Source organism: Marmoricola sp. URHB0036 (assembly GCF_000426045.1).
Classification (GTDB): domain Bacteria; phylum Actinomycetota; class Actinomycetes; order Propionibacteriales; family Nocardioidaceae; genus Marmoricola.
Genome location: NZ_AUEP01000019.1, coordinates 23010 through 38011 on the forward strand (window position 1 = coordinate 23010; position 15002 = coordinate 38011).

The 15002-nt window shown below is 69.7% G+C and carries 13 protein-coding genes; 9 read left to right on the forward strand and 4 right to left on the reverse strand.

What is annotated here, in order from left to right; translation table 11 throughout:
- Positions 1–65: 65 nt before the first annotated feature.
- Genes ispD through H976_RS0119455 form a run of 3 tightly spaced genes read right to left on the reverse strand, consistent with a single transcriptional unit; the run spans position 66 to position 5169 of the window.
- Positions 66–1499: a 2-C-methyl-D-erythritol 4-phosphate cytidylyltransferase gene (gene ispD / locus H976_RS0119445; protein ID WP_027862897.1), complete on the reverse strand. Its 1434-nt coding sequence runs from the start codon at positions 1497–1499 to the stop codon at positions 66–68.
- Positions 1496–2533, reverse strand: coding sequence for a DUF6270 domain-containing protein (locus tag H976_RS0119450; protein ID WP_027862898.1), 1038 nt, complete (start codon positions 2531–2533; stop codon positions 1496–1498). The genes ispD and H976_RS0119450 overlap by 4 nt, the downstream gene beginning before the upstream one ends.
- Entirely contained in the window at positions 2530–5169 is a 2640-nt protein-coding gene (locus H976_RS0119455; protein ID WP_027862899.1) for a CDP-glycerol glycerophosphotransferase family protein, read from the reverse strand. Before H976_RS0119455 ends, H976_RS0119450 begins: the two co-directional genes overlap by 4 nt.
- A 206-nt stretch (positions 5170–5375) precedes the next feature.
- On the opposite strand from H976_RS0119455, the gene H976_RS27410 reads away from it, so the two are divergent.
- The 6 genes from H976_RS27410 (at position 5376) to H976_RS0119485 (ending at position 11095) form a co-directional block, all read left to right on the forward strand.
- Positions 5376–6302, forward strand: coding sequence for a Rossmann-like and DUF2520 domain-containing protein (locus H976_RS27410; RefSeq protein WP_081683061.1), 927 nt, complete (start codon positions 5376–5378; stop codon positions 6300–6302).
- Positions 6299–7156 carry a pantoate--beta-alanine ligase gene (gene panC, locus H976_RS0119465; RefSeq protein WP_027862900.1) on the forward strand — a complete coding sequence of 286 codons (858 nt, stop codon included), beginning with the start codon at positions 6299–6301 and terminating at the stop codon, positions 7154–7156. The genes H976_RS27410 and panC overlap by 4 nt, the downstream gene beginning before the upstream one ends.
- Positions 7156–7599, forward strand: coding sequence for an aspartate 1-decarboxylase (panD, locus tag H976_RS0119470; RefSeq protein ID WP_027862901.1), 444 nt, complete (start codon positions 7156–7158; stop codon positions 7597–7599). Before panC ends, panD begins: the two co-directional genes overlap by 1 nt.
- A gap of 141 nt (positions 7600–7740) precedes the next feature.
- A complete protein-coding gene (locus tag H976_RS0119475; protein ID WP_027862902.1) occupies positions 7741–9423 on the forward strand; it encodes an L-aspartate oxidase in 1683 nt (560 codons plus the stop codon).
- On the forward strand, positions 9420–10319 hold the full coding sequence (gene nadC, locus H976_RS0119480) for a carboxylating nicotinate-nucleotide diphosphorylase (protein WP_051277104.1): 900 nt from the start codon (positions 9420–9422) through the stop codon (positions 10317–10319). Before H976_RS0119475 ends, nadC begins: the two co-directional genes overlap by 4 nt.
- Positions 10316–11095, forward strand: coding sequence for a type III pantothenate kinase (locus H976_RS0119485; RefSeq protein ID WP_027862904.1), 780 nt, complete (start codon positions 10316–10318; stop codon positions 11093–11095). The genes nadC and H976_RS0119485 overlap by 4 nt, the downstream gene beginning before the upstream one ends.
- 63 nt (positions 11096–11158) lie before the next feature.
- On the opposite strand, the gene H976_RS0119490 is transcribed toward H976_RS0119485, so the two are convergent.
- Entirely contained in the window at positions 11159–12319 is a 1161-nt protein-coding gene (locus H976_RS0119490) for a zinc-binding dehydrogenase (protein WP_027862905.1), read from the reverse strand.
- 52 nt (positions 12320–12371) lie between these two features.
- Here H976_RS0119490 and lysS point away from each other — a divergent pair, with 52 nt between their 5' ends.
- The 3 genes from lysS to H976_RS0119505 all read left to right on the forward strand — a co-directional run bounded on the left by lysS (position 12372) and on the right by H976_RS0119505 (position 15001).
- Positions 12372–13886 (forward strand): lysine--tRNA ligase, encoded by a 1515-nt coding sequence (gene lysS / locus H976_RS0119495; protein WP_027862906.1) that lies wholly within the window; start codon positions 12372–12374, stop codon positions 13884–13886.
- Between the two features lie 81 nt (positions 13887–13967).
- A complete protein-coding gene (locus H976_RS0119500) occupies positions 13968–14285 on the forward strand; it encodes an Lsr2 family protein (RefSeq protein ID WP_027862907.1) in 318 nt (105 codons plus the stop codon).
- Positions 14286–14392: 107 nt separating this feature from the next.
- Positions 14393–15001, forward strand: a complete 609-nt coding sequence (locus tag H976_RS0119505) for a flavin reductase family protein (protein ID WP_027862908.1) — start codon at positions 14393–14395, stop codon at positions 14999–15001.
- Position 15002 lies beyond the last annotated feature (1 nt).

The following is a 15002-nucleotide window of genomic DNA, read 5'->3' on the forward strand; positions in this document are numbered from 1 at the left end:
TCGGACTCAGCTCGTCTCGGGATCGGGGCCGGGAACCCTCGCAGTCTAGGAGGGCGCCGAGCAATCTAGGTGTCGGCCGGGCCGTCGTCGAGCTCGTCGACCTCCAGCGCTGCCTTGGGTGACAAGGGGTCGTCCCGGCGGATGTCGATGATCAGGCCGGTCTCCCCGCTGACCAGGACGTCGAGGGACCGGCGCGCCACCTCGGTCGACTCCAGCAGTGATCCGGCCGGCTCGAGGCCGAACGCCTTGGTGCGCATCGGGGTGCCGGTGCGCTCGGGGTTGATGCAGTTCACCGAGATGCCGTCGCCCGACCACTCGTCGGCGAGGGCCTGGGTCAGGTTCACCACCGCCGCCTTGGCCGAGGAGTAGAGGCTGTAGCCGCTGCGGCCGCGGGTGTAGGAGCTGGAGGTGAAGTAGAGCAGGCCGCCGCCCGTGGCCAGCAGGTGCGGGTAGAACTCCTGGGCGATGATCACCGGAGCGACGTAGTTGATCTCGGTGGCCGCCCAGACCGTCTCCTCGCTGGTCTCGGTGAGCAGCCCGCGCGGCAGGACGGCCGCGGTGTTGACGACGTAGTCGACGCGCCCGGTGGCCGCCAGCACGTCGGCCACTGCTGCGCGGATGTCCTCGCGGCGCTCCACCTGCGTGTTGGTGGAGGAGCGGCTGAAGGTGAAGACGTCGGCGCCGTGAGCACGAGCGACGTCGGCGATGTCGGCCCCGATGCCGTAGCTGCCGCCGAAGACGACCATCGTCTTGCCGGTGAGCGCCTCCTGGTAGGCCTCCTCGCCGAGCGTGGCCGGCAGGCCGTCGGAGGTGAGCTGGAAGAGCTTGTCGGCGAGGTAGACGTCGATCGGGTCGGTCACCTTCATGTTGCGTTCCTCGCCGGACACCACCCAGATCGGCACCTCGGGGGTGTAGCGCAGCACCACCGAGCAGTCGTCGGTGGCCGCGAAGTCGGGGTCCTGCGCGGCCGCGGCGTACGCCCGTCGGAGGGTGCGCACCCGGAACGCCTGCGGGGTCTGGCCGCGGCGCAGGTTGGCGCGGGGCGGGATCGCGGCGATGACGTTGCGCTCGTCGACCTCGATGATCGTGTCGGCCGAGGGGATCGCGACGTCCACGGCGTCGTAGGTCTCCAGCGCCTCGAAGCACTCGGAGACGATGCGGGCGCTGACGAGCGGCCGCACCGCGTCGTGGAGCAGCACGATGTCGTCGTCCTCCACGACCTCGAGTGCCTTGCGGGTGGTCCCGTTGCGGGTCTCGGCCCCCTCGAGCACGTGCCGGACCTTGGTGTAGCCGCCGTTGCGGATGATGGCGTGCACGGCGTCGAGGTGACCCTGGGCCATCATCACCACGACGTCGTCGACGGCCGGGTGGGAGTCGAGCCGCGCCAGGGTGTGCTCGAGGATCGTGTGGCCGGCGATCTTGATCAGTTGCTTGGGGATCTCCAGGCCGACCCGAGCCCCGACGCCACCGGCCAGGATCACTGCGACGTTTCGGCTCATGCCAACGTATCTTCCTCGTTGGTCGCCCTGCGGGCGCGCAACCGCTGCCCGATGGCGAACTTGACCGCTCGGCCCGGGCCCAGCGACTCCAGGTACTCGATCCGCGCCCGCTGCTCGGCCACGATCTCCCCGCGACTGTCGGCCAGCGCCTGGGCGTGCCGCCAGCGCCGGTCGCCGGACTCGCGGACCGCGTCCTCGATCTCCTGCATCCGGTCCTGCACGTCGGCGTCGAGCGAGGAGTGGCGCAGGTGGACCTTGTGCAGCTCGGCCAGGAAGCGGTGGTAGTACTCCGGCTCGTAGTGCACCCAGAAGATGCCCCACGGGTGCTCGGGGTACGACGTGAACTGCTCGTCACGCAGGTCGATCGACTCCCAGCCGAACCGGTCGATGCAGTAGTCGTCGAGGACGGCCCACAGCTCGTTGCCGCGCTTGACGTCGAAGGGTCGCATGGGCTTGTAACGCCGCATCCGCATCGGTTCGGGCCGGTCCTTGACCCGGACCAGGTTGGTGTTCCAGCCGCGGTGCACGACCACGGTCGTGTCGGGACAGTGCTCGGCGACGTACGCCGCGAACCGCTCGATCGCCTCGCGCCAGAGGGAGAGGTACTCCTCGGTGTCGCGCTGGAGGGACAGCGGCGTCAGTGTGCCGAGCGCGTGCTGCTCCTCGAACCAGTCGGTCTTCTGGATCTTCCACCGGTTGTTGGTGACGAACGTCCCGTCCGGCAGGCGTACGACGCCGAAGTGCACGTCGGCGAAGAAGTCGACGACGAGGTACGCCGGCCTCAGCTCGGCCAGCAACGGTAGGAACTCGCGGCTGAGGTCGCTGTTGATGTTCCAGACGTCGTAGTCGTTCATCGGCTTCAACGGGTTCCAGGTGATCTCCACCGGAGGAGACATCTGCGCGACCATCGAGGTCTGGTTGGTGGCCAGGTCGCAGGAGAACCAGCGCTTGTAGTCCGGGTTGAAGCGGGAGTTGAAGTTGTCGCGGGTCGGGCAGCTGCCGGCGATCGCCACCACCGACGCCGGGGAGGTCATGTCTCGGTGTCCAGTGCCGGGACGACCGAGCGCAGGACGGGAGTCGGCACCGGAGCGTCCTTGGTGCGGTTGCGCATCGTTCGGCGCACGGCCTGGTAGACACGTTCGCTGCACTGGCCGTCGCGCGGTGGGAAGGTGCCGCGGATGCGTGCGGCGTACGGCTCCATCGGCGTGGGCCCGTGCTCCAGTGCCGCCAGGGTGGCGTCGACCGCCTCGGGTGCCGTCATGGTCACCGGACCGAAGCCGTCGCGCCGGTAGTCGAAGTAGCCGGCTCGGCCGACGTGACCACCGCCGAGGACCTTGTCCTCGTCGAACTGGTAGTAGACGACCGGTCGCTCGAGGTAGGCCTCGTTGAACGCCACCGAGGAGAAGTCGGTGACGAAGGCGCGGGCCCGGGCGAAGTACTCCTGCACGTCGGCTCCGTCGTAGGACAGCAGCTCGACGTGTGCCGGGAGGCCCAGCTCGGTGAGCACCGGTTGCAGGTTGGGGTGCGGCAGGAAAGCGACGCGGACACCGTGGCGGTCGGCTGCCGCGCGCAGCCGCTCGTCGCCGAGGTACTCCCGCCAGCACTGCATGAACTCCGAGCCGGCGATGGCCGCGGCGTCGAGGGTCCGGCGCTGCGAGCCGGGTTCGGGCTGGGGGACCAGCTCGTTGCGCCACGTGGGCGCGACGAGCACGAGGTCGCGCTGGTCGGGCCCGAAGCGCTGGCCGACCTCGTGCAGCCGGTCGAAGCGCGGCATGCCGGTCAGCTTCACCTCGCGGGTGGAGAAGACGTACGTCGAGTCGCCCGCGATCGAGGCGAGCTCCTGCTCGGTGCTGGTCACGAACGTCTCGATCGGCTTGCGGTTCAGCCAGGCCGAGAGGTCGTCCTTGATCACGCCGTGGTTGAGGAAGTGGTACTTCCACGCGGGGTGGGTGAACTCCGTGATGGCCGGCGGGTTGGTGATCGCCTCGTCGGCGTGGGAGGAGATCAGGTGCAGCGCGTTGGCCATCAGCAAGCGCCAGGCCATCGAGCCGTGGGCGACCAGCCGGTCGGCGTACCCCTCGGAGCGCAGCCGCTTCCAGTCCGAGGTGTCCTCCTCGACCACGAACCAGGCGTTGACGTCGCTGTGGTGCTCGCGCAGGTGCCTGAAGAGGATCTCGGCGGAGTCGGCGGCGTCGTGGATGCGATCCATCAGCACCCAGGCGTGGTGGTACTTGCGCTGGATGCGCGGACGCGACCAGAGGCGCTGCGCCCGGCGGCCCTCCTTGGTCTCGGGCTCGGGGTCGATCAGGGCGGCCGACTCGCGGCGCACGCGGCCGGAGTGCTCCCCGATCTGCCAGCGCATGGCACCCGGCGTGGCCACCTTCACCTCGAACGGCGGGAGCTGGAAGACGACGTTCATCTCCTCGCCGTCGAGACGGACCGTGGTCTTCCGATTGGCGGCCACCCAGAGCACCCGGCGCCGGAGCAGCACCCGGCCGGCGTACGCGAACTCGACGGTCTTGGCGTGGTGGGGCTGCACGACCTCTCCGTCGGCGACGATCTCCTCGACCGGTTGGTCGCCGGTGAAGAAGTACGTCGCCTGGACGAGCACCTCACGACGGTCGAGCTCGGTGAACAGCACGAACGGCTCGTGCCAGCGGCGACCGGCGTAGCCGTGCTGGATGACGTAGCGAGGGGCGCGCTGGATGGGGACCAACGTCTGCGGCACGTAGATGTCCACGTCGAGGTGCCGGATGACCTCGGCGATGAGCTCGTGCATGCGCTCCGCTGCCGGTCCGCTGGTCGGTGCACCGGCGGGTGCCTGTGCGTCGGTCAGGGTGAAGTACCAGGACAGGTCGTAGACGAGGTGCGACTGCAGCCAGCTGGGCACCCCGCCGTGTCGCTCGAGCGCCACCCGCACGACGTCGAGCAGACCCAGCTCGAGCATCTGGGCGTAACGGCCCGGGTGGGCCCTGGAGGTCTGCAGCGTCGAGCTGCCGTCGCTCCGCTTGCGGTAGTGGTACTGCGCCGACTGCAGGAAGCCCGCCATCGGCCGGTCGAAGGAGAGCAGGTAGCGGATGGTGAAGTGGGCGTCCTCGAACGCCGGCTTGATCCGGTCATCGAACCGGATGCCCTCGGCCTCCAACCGATCGCGCCGGAAGAACGCGGCGGGAGCGCTGCCCTGGAAGTGGTGGCGGTCGGCGACCAGGTCGACCAGCCGGTCGCGGCGGAACATGTGCCGCAGGGGGTGGGTGTTGGTGGGGTCGCCGGCCTCGTCGTCCCAGATCCAGCGGTTGGTCGCGACCAGGTCGACCTCGGCGTGCTCGGTGATGAACCGGTCGACGTTCTCGAGGTAGCCCTCGGAGACCACGTCGTCCGGGTCCGGGAAGGTCACCCACTCGCCGGTGGCGTGCTGCATGCCGACGTTGCGGGCGGCACCCTGGCCGGCGTTCTCCTGCGTGACCAGGGTGACCAGCTCGGGGCGGCGCTCGGCCCAGCGCTGGAGGATGGCCAGCGAGCCGTCGACCGAGCCGTCGTCGACCATCACGACCTGGACGCGGTCGAGTGGGAAGGTCTGCCTGTCGATCGAGCTGATGAAGTCCTCGAGATACCCGGCGACGCCGTACACCGCGCTGACGATGCTGAAGCGGGGCGAGGGGAGGCTGCTCATCGGTCCTTCCTGGGGCAGTCCGGCACGGGTGGGGTCATCGTGCCACGGGCTCGGTGGCCCGACGGTCGCGCCGATCCGGAGCCTGTGAGATAGCACACCTCGCGTTCCCCTGCCGTGACTCGACGGCTCGCCGTACCGTTGTAGTGCACGAGTCATTGAGTAGTCCGGTACCCGCTCGGGACTGGAACGAAAGGCGATGAGTTCTGATGGCCCACATCGGGGTTGTCGGCGCCGGCCGTGTCGGCGCCGTACTTGCTGCGGCACTCCGCAGCGCTGGTCACGACGTCGTGGCCGCTGCGGGTGACTCCGCGGCATCGCTGCACCGCATCGAGACCCTGCTACCCCGTGTGCGGCACGCCAAGCCCACCGACGTGGCGCGGGCCTGCGACCTGCTGCTACTCACCGTGCCCGACGACATGCTCGAGAACGTCGTCACCCAGCTCGTCGGCGCCGGCGCCATCCGCGAGGGGCAGGTGGTCTGCCACACCTCGGGTCGCCACGGCCTCGCCGTGCTCGCCTCCGCCATCGAGATCGGTGCCCGTCCGATCGCGATGCACCCGGCCATGACCTTCACCGGCACCGAGCGTGACCTCGACCGGCTCAGCGGCTGTGTCTTCGGCATGACCGCCGGCGACGCGGAGCGGGAGTACGCCGAAGGCCTGGTCGCCGACCTGCACGGCATCCCGCTCTGGGTGCCGGAGAGCAAGCGCACGCTCTACCACGCCGGTCTCGCCCACGGGGCCAACCACCTCGTCACCCTGGTCAGCCAGGCCATGGAGCTGCTCGCTGCCTCCGGAGCCGAGGACCCCGCCGCCACCCTGCGGCCGCTACTCTCCGCTGCGCTCGACAACGCGCTCGAGCAGGGCGACGCCGCCCTGACCGGTCCGATCGTGCGCGGCGACGTGAAGACGGTCCAGGCCCACCTGCACGACATCGCCGAGAACGCCCCGGCCACCATCCCGTCGTACGTCGCGATGGCGAAGGCGACCGCCGACCGGGCCGTGCTCGACGGTCGTCTGCTGCCGATCCGTGCCGCGCGCATCGTGCAGCTCCTCGACGAGGCGCTCGTCCGGGTCGGTGAGACCGGGCCTGTATCCGGCGCCCGTCGTACCTCCCGGAGCGACCTGCGATGACCACCTCGCCCCTCCTCGCGAACACTCGCGAGGAGCTGGCGGACGCCTTGCGTGGTCTTGAGGGGCCAGTCGGCTTCGTGCCCACCATGGGCGCCCTGCACGCCGGCCACGCGTCCCTGATGGAGCGGGCTCGCAAGGAGATCGGTGCGGACGCTCCGGTCGTGGTGTCGATCTTCGTCAACCCGATGCAGTTCGCCGCGGGGGAGGACCTCGACCGCTACCCGCGCACCTTCGAGACGGATCTCGAGGTGTGTGCAGCGGAAGGTGTGGACGTCGTCTTCGCGCCGTCGGTCGACGAGGTCTACCCGGGCGGCGACCCCCAGGTGACCGTCGACCCCGGTCCGATCGCGAGGGTGCTCGAGGGCTCGACCCGACCCACCCACTTCCGCGGCGTCCTGACCGTCGTCGCGAAGCTGCTCGGCCTGGTGCGGCCCGACGTGGCGGTGTTCGGCGAGAAGGACTACCAGCAGCTGGTGCTGATCCGTCGGATGGTCTCCGACCTTTGCATGGGCGTGGACGTCATCGGTGGCGCGATCGTCCGGGAGGACGACGGACTGGCCCTGTCCAGCCGCAACCGCTACCTCGACGAGGGACAGCGCAGGAGGGCGGTCGTGCTCTCCCGGGCGCTGTTCGCCGCCCGCGAGGCTGGCCCGCGCGGCGCGGCAGCGGTCCTCGAGGCCGCGCACCAGGAGCTCGGACGGGTCGACGGCGTCGACCTGGACTACCTCGAGCTGACCGACCCGGACCTCGGGCCGGTGCCCGACTCCGGTCCGGCTCGCCTCCTGGTCGCGGCCCGTCTGGGCAGCACCCGACTGATCGACAACGTGGCTCTCACGCTGAACGGAGACAACTGATGGTGCGCACCATGATGAAGAGCAAGATCCATCGTGCGACGGTCACCCAGGCCGACCTGCACTACGTCGGCTCGGTCACGGTCGACGAGGACCTCCTCGAGGCGGCCGACCTGCTGCCCGGCGAGCTGGTGCACATCGTCGACGTCACCAACGGCGCCCGCCTCGAGACCTACACGATCGCGGGGGAGCGCGGCTCCGGCGTACTCGGCATCAACGGCGCCGCCGCCCACCTCGTCCACCCGGGCGACGTGGTCATCCTGATCGCCTACGGGCAGATGGAGACCGCCGAGGCGAAGGAGTTCCAGCCGAGCGTGGTCTTCGTCGACCAGGACAACAAGGTCGTCGCCACAGGAACCGACCCGGCCGAGGCGTTGCCGGGCAGCGAGCTCGTGCGCGGCGACCTGCACAGCTTCGCGCCCAGCGATCTCGTGGCGGGTCGGTGAGGTGGTGACGGTTTGGCCGGGCGCCCGGCCAGGTCGTCACTGGAGGGCCGAAATTTCACCCCTCCACTCGCAGTTCGGCCGGGCACCCGGCCAAACCGCAGGCCGGATGACGGCTCGGGACCACCCCGATAGCCTGCCCCGATGACCTCCCCGGTGCCCGGCCGACTGTCTGCCGGTGAACCCGGCTGGACCACCGACGCGGACGTCGTCGTGGTCGGCTCCGGGATCGCCGGTCTCACCGTCGCGCTGCGGCTCCGGCACCAGGTCGGCAAGATCCTGGTCGTCACCAAGGACGTGCTGTCGGCGGGCTCCACCCAGTGGGCCCAGGGCGGGATCGCCGCCGCGCTCGGGCCGGGGGACAGCCCCGACCAGCACGAGCGCGACACCTTGGTGGCCGGTGCTGGTGCCTGCAACCCGGCCGCTGTGCGGGTGCTGGTCAACGAGGGTCCCGAGGCGGTGCGGGAGCTGATCGCGCTCGGTGCCAACTTCGACCACTCACCCGACGGCGTGCTGTCGCTGACCCGTGAGGGTGGCCACCATCGCGACCGGATCGCGCACGCCGGAGGCGACGCCACCGGCGCCGAGATCCAGCGTGCGCTGGTCGCGGCCATCCAAGCCGCCCCCGACATCGAGGTGGTGGAGCACGCCCTGGCCCTCGACCTCCTCCCGGCAGCGGACGGTGGCGTTGCCGGGATCACCCTGCACGTGATGGGCGAGGGCCAGCGTGACGGCGTCGGGGCGGTGCGCTGCCGGGCCGTCGTACTCGCCTCGGGCGGGCTCGGCCAGGTGTTCTCGCAGACCACCAACCCCGGTGTGTCGACCGGCGACGGCATGGCGCTGGCGCTGCGTGCCGGGGCGCTGCTGCGCGACCTCGAGTTCGTGCAGTTCCACCCGACGGTGATGTACCTCGGCCCTGACTCTCGCGGCCAGCAGCCACTGATCAGCGAGGCGGTCCGCGGCGAGGGCGCGTTCCTCGTCGACTTCGAGGGCGTGCGTTTCATGCAGGGGCAGCACGAGCTCGCCGACCTCGCGCCACGCGACGTCGTCGCCAAGGCGATCACCCGGCGGATGCACGAGACCGGTCACCCGCACATGTGGCTCGACGCCACTCGCATATTCGTTGATCGAGCAGCGAGCGAAGCGAGCGATCAGTCGAGATTCTGGGAGAAGCGTTTCCCGACGATCCTGGCCACCTGCCGCGAGCACGGCGTCGACCCCGTGACCGAGCTGATCCCGGTCGCGCCGGCGTGCCACTACGCCTCGGGCGGGGTGGCCACGGACCTGTGGGGCCGGTCCGGCGTACCCGGCCTGTACGCCACCGGCGAGGTCGCCTGCTCCGGCGTACACGGCGCCAACCGGCTCGCCTCCAACTCGCTGCTGGAAGGCCTTGTCTTCTCTCGCCGGATCGCGCAGGTGCTGCCCGACGAGCTGCGGCCGTACGCCGATCCGGTCACCGACGAGCGCCGACCCGGACTGGTCGCGGCCGACGTCCGCGCCGCCCTCCAGGCGGTGATGACCGAGCAGGTCGGCGTGCTGCGCTCGGCGACCGGCCTCACCCATGCCCTCGACGAGCTGGCTGCGCTCGCGGGAAAGGTCGGCGAGGTGGGGACGCGCGCCTGGGAGGCGACCAACCTGGTGACGATCAGCACGGCTATGGCCGACTCCGCCCGCCTGCGCGAGGAGACCCGCGGCTCGCACTGGCGCGAGGACTTCCCGGAGCGGGACGACGAGCACTGGTCGGGCCACTTCGACGTGCGCCTCGCAGACTCCGGGCTCTCCGTCGAGTTCACGGCCGCGCCACCGTCGGACGGAGCGGTCGCGTGAAGCCGACGCCGTACGACGCCCTGCCGCGCGATCTGCTCGACGAGCTGACCGAGGCGGGACTCGACCCACGAGGGGTGTACGACGACATCGTCGGTGCCCTCGAGGAGGACCTGCCCGGTGGCACGGACGACGTCACCAGCACGGCGACGATCTCGTCCGAGGCGCGCGGGACCGCTGACTTCGCCGCCCGTGAAGCCGGCGTGGTCGCCGGGCTCGGCATCGCCGCCCTGGTCTTCGCCGTCGTGGTCGGCGACGAGGTCGCTGTCACCGACCGGGTGGCCGACGGCTCCCGCGTGGCTGCCGGCGACCCGGTGATGCGGGTCTCCGGACCCACGCGCGGACTCCTCACCGCCGAGCGGACCGCCCTCAACTTCGCCTCCCACCTCTCCGGCGTCGCCACCGCGACCGCGCGCTGGGTGGAGGCGCTCGAGGGCACCGAGGCGCGCGTGCTCGACACCCGCAAGACGCTGCCCAACTGGCGCGCCCTGCAGAAGTACGCCGTGCGCTGCGGTGGCGGCGTCAACCACCGCTTCGGCCTCAGTGACATGGCGATGGTCAAGGACAACCACGTGCTGGCGGCCGGCGGGGTGGTTCCCGCCTTCGAGGCCGTGCGCACGGCGTACCCGGACATCCCTGTCGAGGTCGAGGTGACCGATCTCGACCAGCTGCGCGAGCTGCTCGACGTCGGCTGTGAGGGGATCCTGCTCGACAACATGAGCGACGAGATGATGGCGGAAGCCGTTGCCGTCACAGCTGGTCACGCGACGTTGGAGGCGTCCGGCGGTCTCACGCTGGACCGCGCCCGTGCCGTCGCCGAGACGGGCGTCGACTTCATCTCGGTCGGCGCGCTGACCCACTCGGTGATCGTCTTCGACATCGGGATGGACCTGACATGACCCTGCTCTGCGCCGACATCGGCAACTCCCACACGGTCATCGGTCTCGTCCATGACGGTGGAGTGCTCGACCACTGGCGGGTGGCGACCGACGAGCGTCGTACGGCGGACGAGTGGGCGGTGCTGCTCAAGGGACTGCTCCGCGAGAGCAACGTCTCCGACAGCGTCCAGGGGATCTCGGTGTGCGCGACGGTGCCGGCCGTGCTGCACGAGTGGCGCGACATGTTGGTCCGCCACTACGGCACCCTGCCCAACGTGGTCGTCGAGCCGGGTGTGCGGACCGGCGTACCCGTGCTGATGGACAACCCGCGCGAGGTCGGTGCCGACCGGGTGATCAACGCCCTCGCCGCGGCCACCCTGTACGACGGACCGGCGATCGTCGTCGACTTCGGCACCGCCACGACCTTCGACGTGGTCAGCCCGCGAGGGGAGTACATCGGCGGCGCCATCGCTCCCGGCATCGACATCTCGCTCGAGGCCCTCGGTCGTCGCGGCGCCCAGCTGCGCAAGGTCGAGCTGCTTCGCCCGCGCACCGTGATCGCCAAGAACACCGTCGAAGCGCTCCAGTCGGGCATGGTCTTCGGCTTCGCCAGCCAGGTCGACGGCATCGTCGACCGGATGATCACCGAGCTCGGCGTACCCCCCGAGACCGTGAACGTGATCGCCACCGGCGGCCTCGCCCCGATCGTGGTCGAGGAGTGCCGCTCCTTCACCGCCCACCAACCCTGGCTCACCCTCCTCGGCCTCGAGCTGGTCTTCGGGCGTAATACCGGATAGTCCAGAACGAAGAGCCGCTCGGGAAGGCGGATGCAGCGGCAAGGCGTTCTGGACTATCCGGTCCTACAGAGTCGTCACGTCGCTCACGGGATCGATCAGGATCTTGGCGTGCTTCTCGGGATCACCGAGTACGTCGAAGGCGGTGGCCACGCCGTCGAGGCCGACCGTGCCGGTGATGAGCGGGGTCGGGTCGACCTTGCCGTCGGCGATGAGGTGGAGGGTCTCGCGGAACTCGTGCGGCTGGTAGGCGAACACGAACCTCAGGTCGACCTCCTTGTTGATCGCCATCGCCGGCTGGAAGCTGTCCTGCTCCATGCACACGCCGACCACGACGACGCGCGAGGCCAGCGGCGACTCGTTGATGATCTGGTCGATGATGCCGGGCACGCCGACGCACTCGAAGACCACCGGCCCGTGCGGAGTCGCTCCGGCCGCCTCGGCGGCGCGCAGCACCTGCCACCACGGCAGCTTCGGGACCCTACGGAGCTTGCCCATCGTGTCGAGGGCGAGGTCGAACAGCTCGTTGGCGTCGGTGATGTAGCTGCTCTCCTCGAAGCCGGTCCACGGACCCTCGACGGCCGGATCGACCACGACGTCGGCGCCGCACCGAGCCGCGAGCGCGCGACGCCCGGGCGAGAAGTCGCTCGCCACCACCTTCTTCACCCCCCGCGCCTTGAGCATCAGGATCACGGCCAGGCCGATCGGCCCGCAGCCGATGACGACCGCCGTCTCCTTCTTGCGTACGCCGCTGCGGCGTACGGCGTGCCAGGCGACCGCCATCGGTTCGGTGAGCGCAGCCGTCTCGGGCGGGAGGCCGTTGGGCACGTCCATGGTGAGCGACTCCTGGACGAGCACCCGCTCGGCGTACGCACCCGGCGCCTTGGCCGACAGACCGGTCATCTGCACCTTCTCGCCCATCCGGATCATCGGCAGCGAGACCACCGGCGTACCGGTCGCCCAGGCCTGGCGCGTGCCCGGTCCGTACTCCAGTACCCGGCCGCTGAACTCGTGGCCCATCACCACCTGCTCGTCGGGGCGCATCACGTCGGGATAGCCGATCGCCGCGGCCAGGTCGGCGAGCTGGTCGGCATGCCGACGGGCGTGCAGGTCCGATCCGCAGATGCCACCGCGGACCACCTCGAGCAGCACCTGACCCGGCCCCGGGACCGGGTCCGGGACGTCGGCGACCTCGAGCTTCGTCTCGTGACAGACCACTGCCTTCATCGCCGTACTCCTCCAGTCGGACGCCGGGTGGCAGCAAAGTAGCCTGTGCGCCATGAACGACCAGCCCGAGGCCCGTCCGGAGACCCCGGGTGACGACGTACCCGAGCAGATGCAGGTACGCCGCGACAAGCGGCAACGGCTCCTCGACTCCGGCCGCGAGGCCTACCCGGTCACCGTCGAGCGGACCCACACCATCCGCCAGATCAGGGAGACCTACGACGGGCAGGAGCTCGAGCCCGACACCCGCACCGGCGAGCAGGTCGCGATCACCGGCCGGGTGATCTTCCAGCGCAACACCGGCAAGCTCTGCTTCGCCCGCCTGCGCGAGGGCGACGGGTCGGAGATCCAGGTGATGCTCAGCCTCGCGGAGGTGGGCGAGGAGTCCCTGGCCGACTACAAGGCCCTCGTCGACATCGGCGACCTGCTCGCCGTCCGCGGTGAGGTGATCACCAGCCGTCGGGGCGAGCTGTCCATCGCTGCGACCGAGTGGGAGATCGCCGCCAAGACGTTGCGGCCGCTGCCCAACGAGCACAAGCCCCTCTCCGACGAGGCCCGCATCCGGCTGCGCTACGTCGACATGATGATCCGCCCCGAGGCCCGCGAGATGGTGCGCACCAAGGCGACGGTGCTGAAGAGTCTGCGGCGCACCCTCGACGAGCGTGGCTACGTCGAGGTCGAGACGCCGATCCTCCAGCTGACCAACGGAGGTGCGGCAGCTCGCCCCTTCCAGACGCACCTCAACGCGCTCGACCAGGACATGCTGCTCCGCATCGCGCTCGAGCTCGACCTCAAGCGGGCGATGATCGGCGGCGTCGACAAGGTCTACGAGATCGGCCGCACTTTCCGCAACGAAGGCCTCGACTCCACCCATGCCGCGGAGTTCTCGATGCTCGAGGCCTACGAGGCCTACGGCGACCAGTTCACGATGATGGAGCTGGTCAAGTCGCTCGTGGTCGATGCCGCCAAGGCGGTCGGCCGCACCGTCGTACCCGCGCGCAACGGTGGTGAGATCGACCTCGAGGGCGAGTGGCGGCAGGCCTCGATCCTCGACCTCGTCTCCGAGGCCGTGGGCGAGGAAGTCAGCGTCGAAACGTCGGAGGAAACGCTGCGAAAGTACGCCGCCACCCACGACGTCGAGCTGCAGCCGAAATGGGGAGCACCGGAAATAGTTGTCGAGCTCTACGAGCAGCTCGTCGAGGACGATCTGATCAATCCCACTTTCGTGATGGATTACCCGTCCGCGGTCAAGCCGCTGGCGAAGGCGCATCGCTCCCAGGCCGGCGTCAACGAGGCCTGGGACCTGATCATCAACGGGGTCGAGCTGGCTCCGGCCTATTCGGAGCTGAACGACCCGATCGTGCAACGCCAGCGGCTCGAACAGCAGTCTTTGCTGGCCGCGCAGGGAAACCCCGAGGCGATGGAGCTCGACGAGGTGTTCCTCAAGGCGATGGAGTACGGCATGCCGCCCGCGGGAGGCATGGGAATGGGTGTCGACCGGCTCGTCATGCTGCTCACTGGAGCGGGTATTCGGGAGACCATTCTTTTTCCGCTGCTGCGGCCCGAGTGACCTTTGGGTCTCAGATAGTGGTCTGTTAGTGTCGCGGTGGGAAATACCCGAAATCCGCATTTTCGAAGGACGGCAGACCTGATGGCTCAGAAGGTGCACATCGTGCTCATCGACGACATCGACCAGAGCGATGCCGAGGAGACGGTGACATTCGGGCTCGATGGCAAGGAGTTCGCCATCGACCTGAACAAGAAGAATGCGCGGTCGTTGCGCGACGCGCTGGCGCCGTATGTCGCCCACGCCCGGCCGGTCAGCCGCGGCCGTCGCAGCACGAGCAAGGCCGCCGGCGGCGCAGCCCCCTCCGAGATCCGTGCCTGGGCGCGCGAGAACGGCTTCGACGTACCCGAGCGCGGCCGGGTGGCCGCCGAGGTGCGCGAGGCGTACGCCGCCGCTCACTGACGCGTCCGCGGTTTCACAACTCGTGTGGTGAAACTGGCACGGTGCGACTGAAACTTCGGTCGCATCGTGCCAGTTTCTGTGTGTCGGAGACCCTCTAGCCTGACCCCATGCCAGCCCACCGCACCGTCTTCGACCCGGACGACCCCGACGTCAACCCCTACCGGCTGCTGACCGGTCTGGTGGTGCCGCGGCCGATCGCGTGGGTCTCCACGCTGGACGGGGAGGGCCACGGCAACCTCGCGCCGCACTCGTTCTTCACCGTGGCGAGCGGCCGGCCACCGGTCGTCCTGTTCAGCTCGCTGGGCCGCAAGGACACCGTGCGCAACATCGAGGAGACCGGCGAGTTCGTGGTCAGCTTCTCCTCGGAGAAGCTTCTCGAGCACATCAACAACAGCAGTGCCCCCTTCGAGCACGGCGACGACGAGGCCGTCGAGCTCGGGATCGCGACCGAGCCCTCCCAGACCGTCGCTCCGCCACGTGTGGCCGAGTCGCCGGCCTCGATCGAGTGCCGGCTGCACCAGATCCTCGAGGTCGGGCACGCGTTCGTCGTCTTCGGGCGGGTCACCGCGATCACCGTGGTGGACGACGTGCTCGTGGACGGCCTGCCCTCCTTCGACCTGCTGCGACCCGTCTCGCGTCTCGGTGGACCGGAGTGGGGTCGGCCGCCGGAGATGTTCCGCCTCGACCGCCCGATGAGCGTCGACGACGTCCGCTGAC

What these genes read in the sequence shown, in the direction of transcription:
- H976_RS0119455 (WP_027862899.1), bottom strand. Translation starts at nt 5,169, where the DNA reads ATGAGCAGCCTCCCCTCGCCCCGCTTCAGCATCGTCAGCGCGGTGTAC.
- H976_RS27410 (WP_081683061.1), top strand. Translation starts at nt 5,376, where the DNA reads ATGGCCCACATCGGGGTTGTCGGCGCCGGCCGTGTCGGCGCCGTACTT.
- H976_RS0119485 (WP_027862904.1), top strand. Translation starts at nt 10,316, where the DNA reads ATGACCCTGCTCTGCGCCGACATCGGCAACTCCCACACGGTCATCGGT.
- panD (WP_027862901.1), top strand. Translation starts at nt 7,156, where the DNA reads ATGGTGCGCACCATGATGAAGAGCAAGATCCATCGTGCGACGGTCACC.
- lysS (WP_027862906.1), top strand. Translation starts at nt 12,372, where the DNA reads ATGAACGACCAGCCCGAGGCCCGTCCGGAGACCCCGGGTGACGACGTA.
- H976_RS0119475 (WP_027862902.1), top strand. Translation starts at nt 7,741, where the DNA reads ATGACCTCCCCGGTGCCCGGCCGACTGTCTGCCGGTGAACCCGGCTGG.
- H976_RS0119450 (WP_027862898.1), bottom strand. Translation starts at nt 2,533, where the DNA reads ATGACCTCCCCGGCGTCGGTGGTGGCGATCGCCGGCAGCTGCCCGACC.
- panC (WP_027862900.1), top strand. Translation starts at nt 6,299, where the DNA reads ATGACCACCTCGCCCCTCCTCGCGAACACTCGCGAGGAGCTGGCGGAC.
- H976_RS0119505 (WP_027862908.1), top strand. Translation starts at nt 14,393, where the DNA reads ATGCCAGCCCACCGCACCGTCTTCGACCCGGACGACCCCGACGTCAAC.
- ispD (WP_027862897.1), bottom strand. Translation starts at nt 1,499, where the DNA reads ATGAGCCGAAACGTCGCAGTGATCCTGGCCGGTGGCGTCGGGGCTCGG.
- H976_RS0119490 (WP_027862905.1), bottom strand. Translation starts at nt 12,319, where the DNA reads ATGAAGGCAGTGGTCTGTCACGAGACGAAGCTCGAGGTCGCCGACGTC.
- H976_RS0119500 (WP_027862907.1), top strand. Translation starts at nt 13,968, where the DNA reads ATGGCTCAGAAGGTGCACATCGTGCTCATCGACGACATCGACCAGAGC.